This is a genomic window from Weizmannia agrestimuris, assembly GCF_943193165.1.
Taxonomy (GTDB): Bacteria; Bacillota; Bacilli; order Bacillales; family Bacillaceae_C; genus Weizmannia; species Weizmannia faecalis.
This window is the reverse complement of sequence record NZ_CALPDC010000054.1, coordinates 1-18,310: the sequence shown is the minus strand read 5'-3', so window position 1 is coordinate 18,310 and position 18,310 is coordinate 1. Positions and strand designations below refer to the sequence as shown.

Genomic DNA, 18,310 nt, shown 5'->3' with positions numbered 1-18,310 from the left:
AAAATTTTCTAAATGTGGATAAGTCATTTTATCATAAAACATCTAAAAATTGATGAATTTACTCTTCAGAACTGTTTTTATAGGGGTTGAGTTGACAGGATTGATGTATAATTTATGTTTGGTTATCTTCTTGAAGTTCCTTCCCTTATCCATCCACCCTCGGCTGATCTTTATGAGTGCCTGGTTTGTATGTTGCATTAAAGACCATATCTAACAACCACTTTTTGAAAGACTGATTATTTTTGTTTCGTTTGTCGCTTTCAAAAGCTTCATATAGCTCCATGCCTGTTGAGATTGTGTTCATAATAGCCTCTATCGTAGCACGATCACTTTCGTCACGTGCATTTTGAGCATCGGAGTACTTCATAGCGTTTTGATATGCTTCGTCCCGGCTAACGATATCTGGCAAATCTGCAACTTGACGTCTGATTCTATCTTCATCTGTCCAATCACAGTCACCCCATATATCATGGAAAGTTTCAAGTATATGCGTTAATGTATCCAGTTCCGGTACGGGGATACCCACATCTGTGCTTACTGGTATTGGGTCAATTTCTGCATTTTCGTCCGCAAGAGAAATCGACATAGTTTCCTGTGCAACTACGCGGTAGCTTTCTAGATCGACACTTTCCAAAATGCCCTCTGCTAAGTCGTCTCCATTGTTTGGTCTCGGTAGTTTATTTACAAGAAGATTTAAAAATATGGATAACTTCTCCCAATCCACAGAGCCGTATGGCAATATAGCGGATAGGAAGTTATAAGTGCAGACAAAGGTCTTAGCACTGCTTTTGAATAAGATCTGCTCCTCCATTTCTAGGTCTTTATAATTTTCTACACAAGTATCAAGAATTGGGTCGAGTTTTTCTCTCTCAGCGTTATTTAAATATAATTCTACAAAGGTATCGACTTGCTGTTTCGTATAAACTTGTAAAGGCTCCATTTCATCGATCAAATCATTTAATTTGTTTGCGTCTGTTTCACCAGAAAGAATAGTAGTCTTATAATACCTTTCAAATGCCTTTTTAATGTCTTCTGGATTATTCGCAAAGTCTAAAATAAATGTATCGTTCTTACCGTTATAGCAACGATTAAGCCTAGACAGTGTCTGTACAGCTTTGATATCGGCAAGTTTTTTGTCTACATACATGGTATGTAACAGTGGTTCATCATAACCTGTCTGGAATTTATCAGCAACAATCAAAAAGCGATAAGGATCTTTTTTGAATGTTTTTTCTATTTTTGCACTCGGAAAACCATTGAGTGTTGCTTCGTTTACCGTTTGACCTTCCCAAACGACATCTCCAGAAAATGCGACTATAGCCTTGTATTGACTTTTGCGCTCTTTTAAAGAACGGTTTATTGCGTGGTAGTATTCGATAGCTCGTTTAATTTCACTGGTGACAACCATAGCTCTGGCTTGCCCGCCGATTTTCATTTGTACATCCGTGTGGAAATGTTCCACCATGATATTTGCCTTTTCTTGGATAGCATATTCATTCGTTTCAACGAAATACTTAAGGCGGCTTTGCGCACGTTTTTTATCGAAAAGCGGATCGTCCTCTATAGTTTTGATAATATGTATTTTAAATTCATATATCAAATTGACATTTTTCGATTTGACGCATATGATATATCATATCGAAGTTTTTAGATTTGGGGTGATGTTATGGACTACTACTTGGAGAACACGAAAGTGTTTAAAGCGTTGGGAGAACCCAAAAGAGCAATGATTGTAGATATGCTTTCCTGCGGGGAACTTTGTGCCTGCAATATTCTGGAGAAATTTGAAATGTCCCAATCCACACTTTCTCATCACATGAAAATCCTGTGTGAATGTGGGATTGTAAAAGCGCGAGAAGAAGGTAAATGGACGTACTATTCGCTGGATGATGAAACCATCAGTAAAACAAAACAGTTTTTCTGTGCTATCACTTCCAACAAGGAAAACTGTATTTGCAGAGATAACTCAAACTATTGTAAGGAGTGTAATGAAAATGAGTAAATGTTGTTGTTCTTCCGATAACTGTTGCCAGCCGCAGCCGAAAAAACCGATCAACATAGATTTTCTGTATCTGGATACGACCGTTTGCGGTAGATGCCAGGACACAGAAAAAGCACTGGATGAAGCAGTTTCCAGCGTGGCCGTGGTGCTTAATGCGGCGGGATATGAAGTTAAGGTAAATAAAGTAAATATTGCAACGAAGGAGTTGGCGATAAAGTATCAGTTTATCAGTTCGCCGACTATCCGCGTGAATGGAAATGACATCGCAGTAGAACTTAGAGAATCACTTTGTGAGGATTGTGGAACCCTTTGCGGAGATAATGTTGACTGCCGTGTGTGGGTATATAACGGTGTCGAGTATACTTCACCTTCAAAAGAATTGATTGTAGATGCCATCCTGCGCGAGGTATACAACACTGAGAAACGTGAGTCAAAGAACGAAGTCTATCAGCTTCCTGAGAATCTTGACACATATTTTAAAGCCAAGGCGCACAAGGATGAAGCTGAACTTCAAAAAAAAGGCGGTAATACGCTATGAGCAAAGAGAAAACACAAGGAATCGGTTTCTTCGAAAAATACTTAACGGTTTGGGTCCTTCTTTGCATGGCGGTAGGTGTCCTGATCGGAAAGTTTTTGCCCGGAATCCCGGCATTTTTGGGACGTTTTGAATACGCGAACGTATCAATACCTATGGCGATTCTAATCTGGCTTATGATATATCCGATGATGCTGAAGGTGGATTTTCAAAGCATTAAAAATGTTGGGAAAAATCCTAAGGGGCTTTTTGTTACATGGATAACCAACTGGCTGATAAAGCCTTTTACCATGTTCGGCATCGCGTGGCTGTTTTTCTTCGTCATTTTCAAGGCCTTTATCCCCTCAGACCTTGCGAAAGACTATCTTGCGGGCGCAATACTTCTCGGAGCGGCACCGTGTACAGCAATGGTATTTGTATGGAGTTATTTGACCCGTGGCAACGCGGCTTATACCGTTGTGCAGGTGGCAACAAATGATATTATCATCCTCTTCGCTTTCACACCCATAGTTGCGTTTCTTCTGGGTGTTGGCGGTGTCACCATACCTTGGGACACTCTTATTTTGTCCGTAGTATTGTTTGTTGTTATCCCGCTGGCCGGCGGAATAATCACCCGTAATACCATCACAAAAAAGCGTGGTCCCGAGTATTTTGAAAAGAGTTTCATACCGAAGTTAGGAAATATCACGACCATAGGTCTATTGCTGACATTAATAATAATCTTTTCATTCCAGGGCGATGTAATTCTGAATAATCCACTGCATATTGTTTTGATTGCCATACCGTTGATTCTTCAGACTTTCCTAGTCTTTTTCATTGCATACCTGGCAAGCAAGGCTATAAAACTGCCCCATGAGATAGCAGCGCCTGCCGGTATGATTGGTGCCTCAAACTTTTTTGAACTGGCAGTTGCCGTCGCGATTTCATTATTTGGAACACAAAGTCCGGCTGCACTTGCCACCATTGTAGGGGTTCTGACGGAAGTACCTGTTATGTTGATATTAGTGAAGATAGCGAATAATACAAGGCACTGGTTCCCTGCGGAAAGGAGTGTTTAATATGAAGAGTAAAGAATATTTTGACCGAATATCAAACGAGTGGGATGAAATAAGACAATCTTTTTTCTCCGACAGTATCCGGGAGAAAATGTGCGAGGCTGCACAGGCAAAAGAAGGTTTGACTGCTGTTGATGTCGGCGCAGGTACCGGCTTTGTAACGCAGGAACTGCTTAACAGAAAGCTTCGCGTAGTAGCAATCGACCAGTCGCAGGAAATGCTTGATGTATTAAAGCAGAAATACAGTTCTGTCGGTGAGATCGTCTGCTTACAGGCGGATGCATATTCGCTTCCTCTGGAAAGTGACAGCGTCGATTATGTGATGGCAAATATGTTCTTGCATCATGTTGAAAATCCGGGTCAGGCGATTTCAGAGATGACACGCATACTGAAGCCCGGTGGTAAATTAGTGATTGCTGATCTGGACCGGCATGATTATGAGTTTTTACGCAAAGAACAGTTTGATGTCTGGCTTGGCTTTGAACGCTCGGATATCAGAAAATGGTTTACCGAAGCGAACTTGTCCAATATAAAAATTGAAGACTTGAATGAACAATGCTGCTGCGATTCCTGTGAATCCTGCAGTAGTGCCGCAATTAACATCTTTATTGCTTCAGCTGAAAAATCATCTATATAAAAGGAGTTGTTCTTCATGAAAAAAATGAAAATATTTGAACCTGCGATGTGCTGCCCAACCGGACTCTGTGGCGTGGGAGTAGACCCTGAACTTTTGCGTATCTCTACAGTGCTTGATACGTTAAAAAAACATGGTGTAATTGTTGATCGCTTCAACCTTAACAGTGCACCTGCTGAATTTATCAAAAATAAGACCATCAATGCCTATATCAATGAAAAAGGAACAGAGGGATTACCGGTAGTTATGGTTGATGATGAGATTGTTATTACTGGCCGCTACCCTACCAATGAAGAGTTCACCAAGCTGCTTGATCTTCCCGGAGATGTGTTGGGAGTGAAGAGCACGTCCGTCAAGGTGAAGGTTTCTAAGAAAAATTCTGGGGGATGTAATTGTAAGGGAGGTTGCTGTTAAGTGAATAAATTCGATCCGCAAAACATCCATTTAACGAAATATCTTTTCTATACCGGCAAGGGTGGCGTTGGTAAAACCAGCGTCGCCTGTGCCACCGCCGTTTCTCTCGCAGACAAAGGCAAACGTGTGCTGCTCATCAGTACCGACCCGGCTTCCAACCTCCAAGACGTGTTCTCGATTGAATTGAGCAACAAAGGTACGCCTATCCCCGGTGTGCCTAATCTATATGTGGCTAACCTCGACCCTATACAGGCCGCAGCTGAGTATCGGGAAAGCGTAATCGCGCCTTATCGGGGTAAGTTGCCAGCTTCTGTTATCGCAAATATAGAGGAGCAGCTTTCTGGCTCATGCACCATAGAAATAGCAGCATTCAACGAGTTCTCTAATTTCATAACAGACGAAAAGGTTCAGAAGGAGTACGATCATATTATTTTTGATACTGCTCCTACTGGCCATACCCTACGAATGCTTCAGCTTCCTTCTGCTTGGAGCAGGTTCATAAGTGAAAGCACGCATGGCGCATCCTGCCTCGGTCAACTATCAGGTTTAGAGAGCAAAAAATCGATTTATCAGCAAGCTGTGGAAACATTGTCGGATGGCAGTCAGACTACATTAATACTTGTTACCAGACCGGAAACTGCACCATTTAAAGAAGCTGAACGTGCTTCCAATGAATTGTTTGCGTTAGGTGTTAACAATCAGATGCTGGTTATCAATGGATTATTGATGGAGCATACAGACGCTCTATCAAACAGCCTTTACGAAAAACAGCAGGCAGCTATATCTAATATGCCGAAAGCCTTAAAGGCGTTTCCAATCTATATAGTACCTTTACGCTCGTATAATGTCACTGGTTTGGAAAATGTGCGTGCTTTACTTACTACCGACTATGTCCCTACTGAGCCGCGAAAATTGAATACTGACCATATTCCTTCGCTCAGCGATGTGATAGATGAATTAGCAGCAGAAGGCAAGCGCGTCATATTTACGATGGGTAAGGGCGGTGTAGGCAAGACCACCGTTGCGGCTGCTGTTGCGTTAGGACTTGCAAATCGAGGAAAGAAAGTCAACCTTACCACTACTGACCCGGCTGCGCATTTTAAATTTGTGATAGACGAAACAAGTGGTATATCTATGAGCCATATTGATGAAGCTAAGGAGCTTAAAAAGTATCAGCAAGAGGTGCTCTCCAAGGCACGCGCTTCTGGTATGAGCGACGAGGATATTGCCTATATCGAAGAAGATCTTCGCTCACCCTGTACACAGGAGATAGCTGTTTTCCGTGCATTTGCGGAATTAGTTGACATGGCAGACGATCAGGTTGTAGTTGTTGATACTGCTCCCACAGGTCATACCCTGCTCCTGTTGGAGTCCACAAAGAGTTATAATCACGAAATAGAACGTACTAAGGGCGAGATACCCGAATCGGTGGCGCGATTGTTGCCGCGGTTGAAATCAGACGAAACCGAGGTCATTATTGTAACCCTACCGGAAGCGACTCCCGTTTATGAGGCTCTCCGTCTTGAAGATGATTTAAAGCGCGCGGGTATCGCCGCTAAGTGGTGGGTGGTCAATCAGTCACTTTACGGCACGGATACGACAAATCCCATACTGATGGCTAAGGCAACTGGCGAAATAGAATGGCTCAACCGCATCAATGAACATGCAAATGGAAAGTTCGCACTGATTTCATGGAGTCCTGAAGATATCAAGGGTGAACGCTTATTGGCGCTGTAAGGAGAGTAAATGATAAAGGTTGCATTTATTTGTGTTCATAATTCATGTCGAAGCCAAATAGCTGAGGCATTGGGCAAACATTTAGCAGGAGATGTATTTGAAAGCTATTCTGCTGGCACAGAAACAAAACCCCAAATTAATCAGGATGCTGTGCGTCTAATGAAAGAGCTTTATGGTATAGATATGGAGAAAACCCAATATCCAAAGTTACTTGATGATATCCCGCAGGTAGATATTGTTATTACAATGGGATGCAATGTGGAATGCCCTTACCTTCCCTGCAAGCATAGAGAGGATTGGGGACTGGATGATCCTACGGGTAAGAGTGATGAGGAATTTAAAAAAGTTATTTCAATAATTGAAGCCCGAATAATTGAATTGAAGAAGAAACTGACATAAAATTAATTAATGCCAATTGCACATTCAGTGGTTGGCGTTATTGTTAATTGACATGTTTCCTCGTACGACGGTTTTTCAAAAATGGCCGAAAAACCCATTGACATGTTTCCACGTACAGATGGTTTCTAAAATGGCCAACAGACATCAATTCTATCAACTCGAGCCATGTGGAGTGTGTGGCGAATCTGGAGCTGAAATTGTGACCGCCAATTAAACATTTACGACACATCATAAACTTTTAGCCAACAGGCCCTGTTTTCGGGATCACTAAGATTCCCGAGTTCAGGGCTTTTTTCTGTCCAGCCGCTATCATTCCTGCATTATCTCGATGGTTTTTTCTCCGTCCCCCCTCCTATTTTTTACTTAGTTTTTATCTTGACAAACAAAATAATCCGGTATATCATTTAGTTTGTCAAAGGAAATAAAAACTAAACAAATAATTTTGGAGGTTTTAAAATGAAAAAAGATGAAATTCTGGATAAATTATTGGAAATTACGCACCAGCCATTTCTCATCTTTGTAAATGCAGTAGAAGAAAAAACAGATAATGCTTTTGAAACGCTGAAGCTGTTGGCAGCGGAAGAAAATGTGACAGCGGGCCGCATTTCTGAAGTGCTTGATATTAAGCCGTCAAGTGTAACGCAAATTATCAAGAAACTTGAAGAAGCCGGCACTGCCCGGCGTGAAAAATCCGAACAAGATTCCCGTGTAACGATTGTAAAAATGACGGATAAAGGCCGTGAAAGCTTAAAAGAGCGCAGTTCAATTTCAACTACACTAAAAGATGTCCTCTTCCAGGGGTTTGCAGAGGATGAGCTTGAAATGTTGGATCAATATCTTGAACGCATGGTTTCCAATATTTCAAGCGAAGCATTTCATGATAAGCTCCACGAAGTCTTCAGCAATGATAAACGCTGGGAACTTTTTGGGAAAATGAGTGCCCGTTTCGGCCGTGCACGGGAACAAATGCTAGAGCGCAGCGGGTTTGGCGGCTTCGGCGGCCGCGGATTCATGGGCGGCGGATTCGATGGCTGGAAGAAAGGACGTGAAAGATAATGGAAAGTGGATTCAATGGTTCAGTCCGTAAAGATCAAACCAAATTTTCAATTGGACAATTTATGAAACTCATCAAAACGACGCAACCGAAATATCTTTTGCTGGCAATGGGTGTCTTATTGCTGGTTGTTTCATCCGGTATACAAATTTATGTGCCAAAATTAGCGTCATCCCTTGTCAATCATTTTTCAAAAGGAATTGACTATGGGTTATTAGGGAAAGTCGTAGCACTATTTGTCACTTCAGCCATTGTTTCTGCAGTTGGCGGAACAGTTTTGGGGATTTTTGGAGAAAATGTAATCCAAAACTTGCGGAAAAGCTTGTGGCAAAAGTTAACCACTTTGAAAGTGAGCTATTTTGACACTGTCAAGGCTGGTGAAATTTCAAGCCGTCTGGTAAATGATACAGCGCAAGTCAAACAATTGCTGGCTGTAACATTCCCGCAAACATTAGCGAGCATTATTACAGTTATTGGGACAGTATACATGATGTTCAAGATGGACTGGCACATGACTGCAGCCATGATTGTAGCGGTGCCGGTCGTCGTGATCCTCATGATACCAATCATGGCATTTGGAACGAAAATAGGACATATCCGTCAAGAGGCAATGGCTCAATTTAATGGGATTGCGAGTGAAACATTAAGTGAAATCCGATTGGTAAAAACTTCAAATGCAGAAAAGCAAGCACAAGTTCGTGCCAATAAAGAAATAAATAAATTGTTTAAAGTTGGAAAAAAAGAAGCGGTCTTTGATGCAACGATGCAACCCATCATGATGATGGTATTTATGAGTATGGTGTTTGGGCTTCTTGCTTATGGGATGCACCGGATTGCAATTGGTGAAATGCAAATCGGCATATTAATGAGCTTCTTGATGTATTTGTTTAACTTGATTGGGGCCATGCCGGTCATTGCAACCCTATTTTCAGAAATGGCAAAGGCTGCCGGTTCAACGCGCCGTGTACAAGAATTGCTTGCTGAAAAGCCGGAAGATTTTACGAAAGGCATTGAATTGGATTTGGCTGGTAAAACCTTATCAGTGGAACATGTGGATTTTGCCTACGAAGATGCGCCGGATGAACCCATTCTGAAAGATGTATCCTTTACGGCAAATCCAAATGAAATCATTGCTTTTGCAGGTCCTTCCGGCGGTGGCAAATCGACAATCTTTAGTTTGCTTGAACGTTTCTATGCACCTACAAGCGGATCAATCAAATTTGGAGATGTGAAGATTGAAGAGATCAATTTAACAAATTACCGCAGCCAAATCGGATACGTTTCACAGGATTCTGCGATTATGGCCGGTACAATCCGTGACAATTTGACTTACGGATTAGATGGTACATTTACGGATGAACAACTTTGGAACGTTTTAGATTTAGCCTTTGCACGCAAATTTGTTGAAGAAATGCCTGACAAGCTTGAAACAGAAGTGGGGGAACGCGGCGTGAAAATCTCCGGCGGCCAGCGTCAGCGTATTGCCATTGCCCGGGCCTTCTTGCGCAACCCCAAGATTTTAATGCTGGATGAAGCCACTGCCAGTCTTGATAGTGAGTCAGAGATGAAAGTCCAAGAAGCCTTAACAAACTTGATGAAAGGTCGTACGACTTTAGTCATCGCCCACCGCTTGGCAACCATTGTGGACAGCGATAAGATTTACTTTATTGAAAAAGGTCAAGTCACAGGATCAGGTACACATGATGAATTGGTACGTACGCATGAAACGTATGCAAAATACGTGGCTGAACAATTTAAGGTAGACACACCGGCTATGTAAAGAAGTATTCACGATACAGTGTAACCTGAATCCGTGACGAAAATATAACAAACGCCGTTAATAGGTAGATTCCCAAGAGTAAGGATATAGTGGTGTCCGACTATTCGATAAATGCACTTTTAGTGATTCAGTATGTAAAAATTTCCCTAGATCACCTGAATGTGGAATGAATTTAATTTGTCTGATATACCAATTATACTAAATTTTATGCGATTTGTTTGCCTTTAAGCGGAAATTTCGTCACGGATTCAGGTGATCATACTATTTGGTTGGCTCATTTTCCAACCATTTGGATGGAGACCAAATGGCTTCTTCCCGGTAAGATAATAAGAAAAAACAGGGAGAGATCATCGTGTCAGCAGCGTTTGTTCACGGGTTTATTTTAGCTTTGGGGCTTATCTTGCCGCTCGGGGGGCAAAATGTATTTGTCTTTAACCAAGGGGCCGTCCAGCCTTCCTTTTTGAAAGCATTGCCTGCCATTATTACCGCCTCTGTTTGCGATATGGTTTTAATTGCTTTGGCTGTTTTTGGTGTTTCTGTTGTTGTATTGGAATTTGTTTGGCTAAAAGCAGTATTTATGTCCGCGGGGATTTGCTTTCTAGTTTATATGGGCATTGCGACATGGAGGAGCAAACCGGCAGTTCAAAATGGAGATGGCTTATTCAATGCGAAAAAACAAATCCTTTTTGCCGCATCGGTTTCCTTATTGAATCCTCATGCGATATTGGATACCATCGGGGTAATTGGAACAAGTTCTTTAAACTATGTAGGGGTGGAAAAAGCGGCTTTCTCCATTGCCTGTATGCTTGTTTCGTGGATCTGGTTCACAGGATTGGCGATTGCGGGAAGAGGGATTGGGAGATTAGGCCAGTCAGGGAGATTTTTACGCTTCATAAACAAAGTTTCTGCAGTCATCATGTGGGGGATGGCGGTTTATATTGTTCAATCATTGGTTTAAGGCGGCGTTGCTGTAAAACGGCATGGTTTTTTCCATCCCCAGGTGTGGCTTTCACGATCGCCCGCTTTGATTTGACAACATTCAAAAATAATATCCCGTTTGATAAAAAGGACCGAACCATGTTATAAGTGTAAAAGAGGTTAAAATTTTTTTGTGTTGGACGTTTGGCCCGGTACCAGACAGGGGAGGTTATGATTTTTATTATGAAAGAAAATTTTTGGCGTGATTTACCACGGCCATTTTTTATACTGGCACCAATGGAAGATGTGACAGATGTTGTCTTTCGCCATGTTGTAAGTAAAGCGGGCAGGCCGGATGTGTTTTTTACAGAGTTTACAAACACGGAAAGTTATTGCCACCCCGAGGGGAACCAAAGTGTGCGCGGCCGCTTGGCGTTTACGGCGGATGAGCAGCCGATTGTGGCCCATATATGGGGGGACAAGCCCGAATATTTCCGGCAAATGAGTATGGGTATGGCAAAACTCGGGTTCAGCGGTGTTGATATCAATATGGGCTGCCCTGTGCCGAATGTGGCAACAAAAGGGAAGGGAAGCGGTCTGATCCGCCGTCCGGATGTTGCTGCTGAACTTATCCAAGCCGCAAAAGCAGGCGGATTACCTGTGAGTGTAAAGACGAGGCTTGGTTATACGTATGTGGAGGAATGGTGGGACTGGCTTACGCACATATTGAAACAGGACATCGTGAACCTTTCCATCCATTTGCGGACAAGAAAGGAAATGAGCAAAGTGGACGCCCATTGGGAACTCATTCCGGAGATCAAAAAACTGCGTGATGAGGTGGCACCGGATACCCTTTTGACCATTAATGGGGATATCCCTGACCGCCAAACCGGCCTTAGATTAGCCCGCCAGTACGGTGTCGATGGGATTATGATCGGGCGCGGCATTTTTAAAAATCCGTTTGCCTTTGAAAAAGAGCCGAAAGAGCACAACAGCAAGGAATTGCTTGATCTTTTAAGACTGCATCTGGATCTCTTTGACAAATATTCAACAGAACTGGAGCCGCGCCCGTTTCCACCGCTTCGCCGCTTTTTTAAGATTTATGTCAAAGGCTTCCGGGGAGCGAGCGAGTTGCGAAACCAACTAATGAGCACAGATTCAACAGATGAAGTGCGCACCTTGCTTGATCACTTTGAAACAAAACAGATGGAGGGGGAAACGGTATAGCATTCCCCTTGAATACCCCCGATACAAAAACAGCCCGGTTTTTATATCCTTTTCATCGCAATAGATGCGCGGCTGTGCCAAACGGCAGGAAAGCCCCGGAGGCCAATACACCCGGCTCTTTCCATCTGCCGCGGCACCCGCACCGGCATATGATTCAGCCGTTGAAACGGCTCCCGCAGAAAAGAAACCCATCGTTCCGGGTTTTCAGCCGTTTTGGCGGATCAGAAATCCCTGCTGCCCCTTATGCAGTTGAAATGCCTGAAACTTTTTCCGCTGCCGCCCGTATAAAAAAATAACAATGATAAGGAGGGGGAAGCGCCATGTCTGAGAAAGGGTGCGTGAAGTGCGGGTCTAAGCATGCGGGGAAAAAAGAAGTGGCAATGACGGGGACAGGCCTGTCAAAATTATTTGATGTCCAGACCAATACGTTCATTGTCGTGTATTGCAAAAACTGCGGTTATTCGGAGTTCTATCATAAACAAACTTCCACCGCCTCTAATATTCTGGACTTATTCTTCGGGGGCTAAATCCGGGGAGGTGCTTATAATTGGAAACGAAGCTGATTATCATACGGGGAAACTCCGGAAGCGGAAAAACAACGATCGCCAAAAGGCTTCAAAGCCATTTGGGGCCGGGAACGCTTCTTGTCTCACAAGATACTGTCCGGCGTGAAATGTTAAAGGTGCCGGACAAAGAAGGAAACCTCTCTATTGAGCTCATTCGCCAAATTGCGGAATATGGCAAAGGAAAATGCAGATTTGTGATTGTCGAAGGCATTTTAAACAAAAACCGTTACGGGGAAATGTTGTCCCGTTTAATGAAATTCTACCATCCAAAGGCGTATATTTATTATTTTCGCTTAACGTTTTGGGAAACAGTCAGACGCCATAATATGCGTTTGAAAAAAACGGAATTTGGAGAAGAAGCTTTGCGCGCCTGGTGGAATCCGAGAGACGAACTCGGGGTGAAAGGGGAAACCATGTTAACAAATGAAATGTCACAGGATGAAATCATAAAACTGATGGCGGATCAACTGGAAATTGATCTTTAATTTTGTATATCGGAATATGCTGCATGGGAAAAGCGAAAAGCCATATCTCTTGCCAGGAATTGAAATGAAGAAAACATGTTTAAAGGTGATGGAATGTATTCAGATATAAATGAACCTCGACAAACATTATCCAAAGATGCAATAAAGGTTTGGATCATACGTGAGACGCTGGAGGTCGGAGCAGGGGTTGTGGTTCTCGCCGTGTTGCTTTATCTCGACCATCGCTTTGCCTGGCCGGCATGGATCGGCTGGATATTATACGGTTTACTCGTGTTGGATATAGGCAGTATGATCTGGTCATGGATAAGTTCGTATTTTCGCTATAAAAATTGGCGTTACGATGTGAACGAAGAATTTTTACAAATGAAATTGGGTGTGCTGAACGAGAAACATTCTTTGGTTCCGATGACCAAAATCCAATCGGTTGCAACCGAACAAGGGCCCATTTTAAAGAAATACAGGCTCTGTTCCGTGACTGTGGACACCATGGGGACGTCCCATACCATTCCGGCTCTGCCTAAAGAGGAGGCCATTGCGTTAAGAAACCGAATTGCGCGTTATGCAAAAATCAGGGAGGTGAGGGACTGCTAAAATAAAATTATAAACATTTATAAATAACTATTGACTTATTACACATTTTCAATTAGCAAGGAGTGAAAGGATGATGTTTTTAACAAAAAAGATAAGACTTAAACCAGATGAATATCAAGAAAAACAATTATGGAAATCAGCAGGAACTGCTCGATGGGTATACAATTGGACACTTGATAGACAAAATGAAAATTATAAACAAGGAAATAAATTTTTATCTGATAATGTACTAAGAAAAGAAATTACACAGTTAAGGAAACAAGAGGATTTTAAATGGTTAAATGATGTATCGAATAACGTTGCTAAACAAGCTGTAAAAGATGCCTGCCAAGCATATAAAAGGTTTTTTAAAGGTGTAAGTAAATACCCTAAATTTAAATCAAGAAAGAAAAGTAAACCGTCATTCTATAATGATAATGTGAAATTAAAAGTTAAGAATTCCTTGGTTTTAATTGAAAAAGTTGGATGGGTTAAAACTTCAGAACAATTACCAATGAATGTAAAATATAATAATCCAAGAATAACTTTCGATGGGAAGTATTGGTATATATCTGTTGGAATGGAACAAGAAATTAATGAGATTGAATTAAACAGCCATGTTGTAGGCATTGATTTAGGTATTAAAGCATTAGCTATATGTTCTGACGGAAAAGTTTTTAAGAATATCAATAAAACAGTAGAAGTAAAGAAGATTGAGAAACGACTTCGGAGGTTGCAGAGAAGAGTTTCTCGAAAATATGAAATAAATAAGGAGGGAAGCCGTTTTGTCAAAACAAGCAACATTATAAAAACCGAAAAGCAAATACGATTCTTACACAGACGATTATCAAACATTCGAAGAAATCACCTTCATCAAACAACAAATGCAATCGTGAAAACCAAACCTTGCAAAGTTGTAATGGAGGACTTGAATGTAACTGGAATGATGAAAAATCGTCATTTATCAAAAGCAATAGCCAAACAAGGATTCTACGAATTTACTAGACAAATGGAATACAAATGTGAGAAATATGGTATTGAATTTGTCAAAGTCGACCGTTTCTTCCCGTCATCGAAAACTTGTTCATCATGTGGCAAGATGAAGCGTGACCTTAAACTTTCTGATAGAGTTTATCGATGTGAATGTGGAAATGAAATAGATAGAGACCTAAATGCGGCTATCAATTTAGCTAATTATGATAAATTAACTGCTTAACCACTTACAAGGTGCAGTTGATGTGTAGGAGTCGTTGTATCCGAATTTACGCCTTTGGAGTGTTATGACAAACGAAAGTAGCTTCGGCAAAATCGGACACGATGAAGAAGGAATTAAACAAATGCTTATAGGTTTTTATAAGTTTTTGGCAACGGTGGAGTCGTGAAGAAAAAACGGTACCATCCCCTTTTGATCTTGTTTCGTATCGGTGATTTTATAAAAAGCTATTTCATCCTTTTCATTATCTTATTTATCGTAAATGCCGGTTCCCGTTCTCCCGTGCTTACATATGGCAGATATTTGTTTTTGCTCTTTTTTGCAATCGTGATGGTATATCATTTTTTGAAATGGTACACACATAAATATGCACTGGATGAACGCTCCTTTCATCTGTATAAAGGCATATTCAACAAAACGGAACGGACGATTCCTTTTTCGAAAATCCAAAACATTAACCGCCATACATCCTTTTTTCACCGGATTTTTCATGTCACCTCTGTCAGCTTTGAAACGGGTATCTCCGGGGATGAAGCGGCCGTGTTATTTGAAGTGATCACCCGGAAAGAAGCGGAAAAAATCATTGACATCGTGCAGAATGATAAGCGTAAAACGTTTGAACTAAATGCGGAAGAAAAGGAACGGGTGGTCCATTTTAAACCGACGAGAAAAGATACGTTAAAAGCAAGTTTTACATCTTTAAGTCCGCTTGCCGTCATCCCGGTATTTTTTTCTTTTTATTCGAATGTGGACGATATTGTCGATATTGATAAAACGGCGAAAGGGATGCTCTCTTATATAATCGGTTCCTGGTGGATTGTATCGGGCATTGTCCTTTTTGTGGCCATCGCCGCGGTGGTTTTCGGCATGGCACGGACCTTTTTGAAGTATGGGAAATATGAGATCTCCTCTGATGAAGAGCGGATTTATATTACCAAAGGGGTAATTGAAGAGACGTCTTTTTTTATCGAAAAGCATAAAGTGCAGGCTGTTGAAGTGGAACAGTCTTTGTTGAAACGGTTGCTCGGGCTGGCGGAAGTCAAGCTGACGAGTGCAGGAAGGCTTGACTTTGAAGGAGAGAAACTTGAATTAAACTCGCTGTATCCTTTTTTGCCGGTTAAAAGGGCGTACGAAATCATCAACGAGATATTGCCGGACTATGAAGTGGCACAGGAGATGAGGCAGCTCCCCAAGAAATCTTTATGGGTCCGGCTGTTTGCCCCGAGCTGGATTTGGATCATCGCCACAGTCGTGTTATATTTTTGGAAACCGGAAATTTTCGGCTTGCGTGTTCCGTGGTGGCTTTTGTCCGCTTTTCTGTTCGTATCGATACTGGTCGCAAGATGGATCGGTTATTTACATACGAAATATGTATTGAATGACCGTTTTATTCAGTTGCAATCGGGCATTTTTACGACTTCTTTGTTCCTTTCCAAGCGGGAAAAAGTGATTGAAGTGCGCGTATCCCGGAACTTTTTTCAAAAATGGCTGGGCCTTGCTTCCATTGAAACGATCAATCGCGCAAAACCGATTCAATTTAACGGGGTAAAGGATGTTCCTGCCGAATTTGCCTGGATGTTTTACAAATGGTACATGGGGCGGGGAAAGGAAGTTAAAGTGGAATGACTGTTTTGGCCTTCATATGATCACGGTTTTCATGCAGTCCCGGCACATGCCGGGAGCAGAGGGGGGATCCGATTGACGATTATCCTTTGGACGGCCATTGTGATTTTATTCATCTTAAGTTTTGCAGGCATCATCTATCCCGTCATTCCATCTATTGTGATGCTGTGGGCCGGATTTGCAGTCTATCAGTTTTTCATTAATCCGCATGCATTGTCTGTCTGGTTTTGGATCAGCATGGTCATCCTAAGCATCGTTCTGATTGCTGCGGATATCATTGCAAACGGATATTTTGTAAAAAAATACGGCGGGTCCAAAATATCTGAAAGGGTTGCTGCGGTTGCGACAATTGTTGGCTCTTTTGTCATTCCGCCTTTTGGGATTATCCTTGTTCCGTTTGTTTGTGTATGTATAACGGAGATCCTGATGACGAAAAACCCCGTCCAGGCTGTAAAAGTGGGCGTTGCCACGATCATTGGATTTCTGAGCAGCAGCATCGCCAAAGTATTGATACAGATCGTCATGATCGTTTGGTTTAGTTTAGCCGTTGCTTTTTAACGGATTTCCCGTTTTCACGACAGCCGGTTGCATAATAGAAAAAAGCCCCGTTAACGGAGCTTTTTTCTATTATGCTTCAAGAAGATCGGCATCTTCCTGTTGATATATTTTTTTATCCATTTCACCGGTAATTTTGCCGGTTAAAATACCGGAAGTCATGGCGCCGCTGACATTTAATGCCGTCCGGCCCATGTCAATCAATGGTTCAACAGAGATCAGAAGGCCGACAATCGCGATCGGCAGGTTGAGCACTGACAATACAATCAGCGATGCGAAAGTGGCACCCCCGCCGACACCCGCTACGCCGAATGAGCTGACAACGACAACAAGGATCAGCGTAATGATGAAAGACGGGCTTGCCGGGTTGATGCCGGCAGATGGAGCAACCATGATGGCCAGCATTGCCGGATAAATACCGGCGCAACCGTTTTGCCCAATGGATAGGCCAAAGGAAGCCGAAAAATTGGCGATCCCTTCCGAAATGCCGAAACGTTTCGTTTGCGTTTCAATGTTGAGCGGCAGCGTACCAGCACTGGAACGGGAAGTAAAGGCAAAAGTGAGTGCAGGCAGCGCCTTTTGCACATATCGTACCGGGCTCAATTTTGCCAGGCTGATGAGCAGCAAATGAACCAGGAACATGACGATAATCGCTGTGTAAGAAGCCAGAACAAACTTTGCCAGTTTGACAATGGCGCCATAGTCGCTTGAGGCTGTGACTTTGGTGATCAATGCAAGTACGCCATAGGGTGTTAATCTTAAAATAAGGGTAACCACCCGCATCACGATCGTATACAAAGTATCAACGATTTTTGCAAAATGTTCCGCCTGTTCAGGTTGTTTGCGTTTTACCCCGAGATAGGCCATCCCCAATATAGCGGAGAAGATCACAACCGCGATCGTAGAAGTCGGGCGTGCGCCGGTTAAATCCGCAAACGGGTTATTCGGCAGAAATGAAACGATTTGTTGCGGAATGGTCATATCTTTTACGCTGGCGACGCTTGTTTTTAGTTCCGCATTTCGCGCGGCTTCAGCGGTCCCCTGCGTTAAGTGGATGCCATCCAGCCCGTACAGAAGCGCGGATCCGATTCCGAGCGCAGCGGCAATCGCAGTTGTACCAAGTAAAATGGCGAGTACAAGAAAGCTGATTTTTCCTATGTTTTTGGTTAATTTCAGCTTCGTAAAAGCCGCTAAAATGGAAATCGAGACAAGCGGCATGACGACCATCTGCAACAGCGAAACATAGCCGCTGCCGACAATATTCAGCCAGTCGATCGTATGGTTGGTCACATACGACGTGGTGCCGTACAAGAAATGCAGGATAATGCCAAATACGATACCAATGCCTAATGCCGAGAAAACGCGTTTTGAAAACGAAACATGTTTTCTTTGCATCGCATACAAACCGGCCAACAGGATGATAAAGACGGCCAGATTGATGATAATGTATAAAATGTTCAATTTTCCCCCTCCTCGTATAATAAGTTTAAATCCAAAGTGGATGTCAATTTCCAGTTCATTCTGCTGCTCATTGACAAGTGAA

19 protein-coding genes are annotated in these 18,310 nt (G+C 42.4%); 17 read left to right on the top strand and 2 right to left on the bottom strand.

Going from position 1 to position 18,310, the window contains the following annotated elements:
• Positions 1-145: 145 nt before the first annotated feature.
• A complete protein-coding gene (locus NFR98_RS14165) occupies positions 146-1,600 on the bottom strand; it encodes a type I restriction enzyme subunit R domain-containing protein (protein ID WP_211062265.1) in 1,455 nt (484 codons plus the stop codon).
• A 66-nt stretch (positions 1,601-1,666) separates the two neighbouring features.
• Here NFR98_RS14165 and NFR98_RS14160 point away from each other — a divergent pair, with 66 nt between their 5' ends.
• From NFR98_RS14160 to NFR98_RS14080, 17 genes are all read left to right on the top strand, one after another.
• Positions 1,667-2,002, top strand: coding sequence for an ArsR/SmtB family transcription factor (locus NFR98_RS14160; protein WP_017551006.1), 336 nt, complete (start codon positions 1,667-1,669; stop codon positions 2,000-2,002).
• Positions 1,995-2,540 carry a DUF2703 domain-containing protein gene (locus tag NFR98_RS14155; protein WP_017551005.1) on the top strand — a complete coding sequence of 182 codons (546 nt, stop codon included), beginning with the start codon at positions 1,995-1,997 and terminating at the stop codon, positions 2,538-2,540. Before NFR98_RS14160 ends, NFR98_RS14155 begins: the two co-directional genes overlap by 8 nt.
• Entirely contained in the window at positions 2,537-3,595 is a 1,059-nt protein-coding gene (arsB, locus tag NFR98_RS14150) for an ACR3 family arsenite efflux transporter (protein WP_211062266.1), read from the top strand. The genes NFR98_RS14155 and arsB overlap by 4 nt, the downstream gene beginning before the upstream one ends.
• 1 nt (position 3,596) lies before the next feature.
• Positions 3,597-4,229 (top strand): class I SAM-dependent methyltransferase, encoded by a 633-nt coding sequence (locus NFR98_RS14145; RefSeq protein WP_034836703.1) that lies wholly within the window; start codon positions 3,597-3,599, stop codon positions 4,227-4,229.
• A gap of 15 nt (positions 4,230-4,244) precedes the next feature.
• Entirely contained in the window at positions 4,245-4,640 is a 396-nt protein-coding gene (gene arsD / locus NFR98_RS14140; RefSeq protein WP_017551002.1) for an arsenite efflux transporter metallochaperone ArsD, read from the top strand.
• Positions 4,641-6,377: an arsenical pump-driving ATPase gene (arsA, locus tag NFR98_RS14135; RefSeq protein ID WP_046721801.1), complete on the top strand. Its 1,737-nt coding sequence runs from the start codon at positions 4,641-4,643 to the stop codon at positions 6,375-6,377.
• 9 nt (positions 6,378-6,386) lie between these two features.
• Positions 6,387-6,776, top strand: coding sequence for an arsenate reductase ArsC (locus NFR98_RS14130; protein ID WP_017551000.1), 390 nt, complete (start codon positions 6,387-6,389; stop codon positions 6,774-6,776).
• A gap of 456 nt (positions 6,777-7,232) precedes the next feature.
• On the top strand, positions 7,233-7,832 hold the full coding sequence (locus tag NFR98_RS14125; protein ID WP_251460434.1) for a MarR family winged helix-turn-helix transcriptional regulator: 600 nt from the start codon (positions 7,233-7,235) through the stop codon (positions 7,830-7,832).
• Positions 7,832-9,610: an ABC transporter ATP-binding protein gene (locus NFR98_RS14120; protein ID WP_251460431.1), complete on the top strand. Its 1,779-nt coding sequence runs from the start codon at positions 7,832-7,834 to the stop codon at positions 9,608-9,610. Before NFR98_RS14125 ends, NFR98_RS14120 begins: the two co-directional genes overlap by 1 nt.
• A 352-nt stretch (positions 9,611-9,962) precedes the next feature.
• Complete coding sequence (locus NFR98_RS14115) at positions 9,963-10,568, top strand: LysE/ArgO family amino acid transporter (RefSeq protein ID WP_061087095.1); 606 nt, start codon at positions 9,963-9,965, stop codon at positions 10,566-10,568.
• Positions 10,569-10,759: 191 nt separating this feature from the next.
• Complete coding sequence (locus tag NFR98_RS14110; RefSeq protein WP_251460428.1) at positions 10,760-11,755, top strand: tRNA dihydrouridine synthase; 996 nt, start codon at positions 10,760-10,762, stop codon at positions 11,753-11,755.
• A 320-nt stretch (positions 11,756-12,075) separates the two neighbouring features.
• Entirely contained in the window at positions 12,076-12,282 is a 207-nt protein-coding gene (locus NFR98_RS14105; protein ID WP_251460425.1) for a zinc ribbon domain-containing protein, read from the top strand.
• Positions 12,283-12,302: 20 nt separating this feature from the next.
• Entirely contained in the window at positions 12,303-12,806 is a 504-nt protein-coding gene (locus NFR98_RS14100) for a kinase (protein ID WP_061087092.1), read from the top strand.
• Between the two features lie 93 nt (positions 12,807-12,899).
• Positions 12,900-13,397, top strand: a complete 498-nt coding sequence (locus NFR98_RS14095; RefSeq protein WP_061087112.1) for a PH domain-containing protein — start codon at positions 12,900-12,902, stop codon at positions 13,395-13,397.
• 73 nt (positions 13,398-13,470) lie between these two features.
• On the top strand, positions 13,471-14,592 hold the full coding sequence (locus NFR98_RS14090; RefSeq protein ID WP_251460423.1) for an RNA-guided endonuclease InsQ/TnpB family protein: 1,122 nt from the start codon (positions 13,471-13,473) through the stop codon (positions 14,590-14,592).
• A gap of 162 nt (positions 14,593-14,754) precedes the next feature.
• Entirely contained in the window at positions 14,755-16,215 is a 1,461-nt protein-coding gene (locus NFR98_RS14085) for a PH domain-containing protein (RefSeq protein WP_251460420.1), read from the top strand.
• Between the two features lie 72 nt (positions 16,216-16,287).
• Positions 16,288-16,770 (top strand): DUF456 domain-containing protein, encoded by a 483-nt coding sequence (locus tag NFR98_RS14080; RefSeq protein WP_061577668.1) that lies wholly within the window; start codon positions 16,288-16,290, stop codon positions 16,768-16,770.
• Positions 16,771-16,839: 69 nt separating this feature from the next.
• On the opposite strand, the gene NFR98_RS14075 is transcribed toward NFR98_RS14080, so the two are convergent.
• A complete protein-coding gene (locus NFR98_RS14075; protein WP_014097285.1) occupies positions 16,840-18,228 on the bottom strand; it encodes an L-cystine transporter in 1,389 nt (462 codons plus the stop codon).
• Positions 18,229-18,310 lie beyond the last annotated feature (82 nt).

Coding starts and splice junctions, on each gene's coding strand:
- NFR98_RS14160 (WP_017551006.1), top strand. CDS start 1,667: ATGGACTACTACTTGGAGAACACGAAAGTGTTTAAAGCGTTGGGAGAA.
- NFR98_RS14155 (WP_017551005.1), top strand. CDS start 1,995: ATGAGTAAATGTTGTTGTTCTTCCGATAACTGTTGCCAGCCGCAGCCG.
- arsB (WP_211062266.1), top strand. CDS start 2,537: ATGAGCAAAGAGAAAACACAAGGAATCGGTTTCTTCGAAAAATACTTA.
- NFR98_RS14145 (WP_034836703.1), top strand. CDS start 3,597: ATGAAGAGTAAAGAATATTTTGACCGAATATCAAACGAGTGGGATGAA.
- arsD (WP_017551002.1), top strand. CDS start 4,245: ATGAAAAAAATGAAAATATTTGAACCTGCGATGTGCTGCCCAACCGGA.
- NFR98_RS14130 (WP_017551000.1), top strand. CDS start 6,387: ATGATAAAGGTTGCATTTATTTGTGTTCATAATTCATGTCGAAGCCAA.
- NFR98_RS14125 (WP_251460434.1), top strand. CDS start 7,233: ATGAAAAAAGATGAAATTCTGGATAAATTATTGGAAATTACGCACCAG.
- NFR98_RS14120 (WP_251460431.1), top strand. CDS start 7,832: ATGGAAAGTGGATTCAATGGTTCAGTCCGTAAAGATCAAACCAAATTT.
- NFR98_RS14110 (WP_251460428.1), top strand. CDS start 10,760: ATGATTTTTATTATGAAAGAAAATTTTTGGCGTGATTTACCACGGCCA.
- NFR98_RS14105 (WP_251460425.1), top strand. CDS start 12,076: ATGTCTGAGAAAGGGTGCGTGAAGTGCGGGTCTAAGCATGCGGGGAAA.
- NFR98_RS14095 (WP_061087112.1), top strand. CDS start 12,900: ATGTATTCAGATATAAATGAACCTCGACAAACATTATCCAAAGATGCA.
- NFR98_RS14090 (WP_251460423.1), top strand. CDS start 13,471: ATGTTTTTAACAAAAAAGATAAGACTTAAACCAGATGAATATCAAGAA.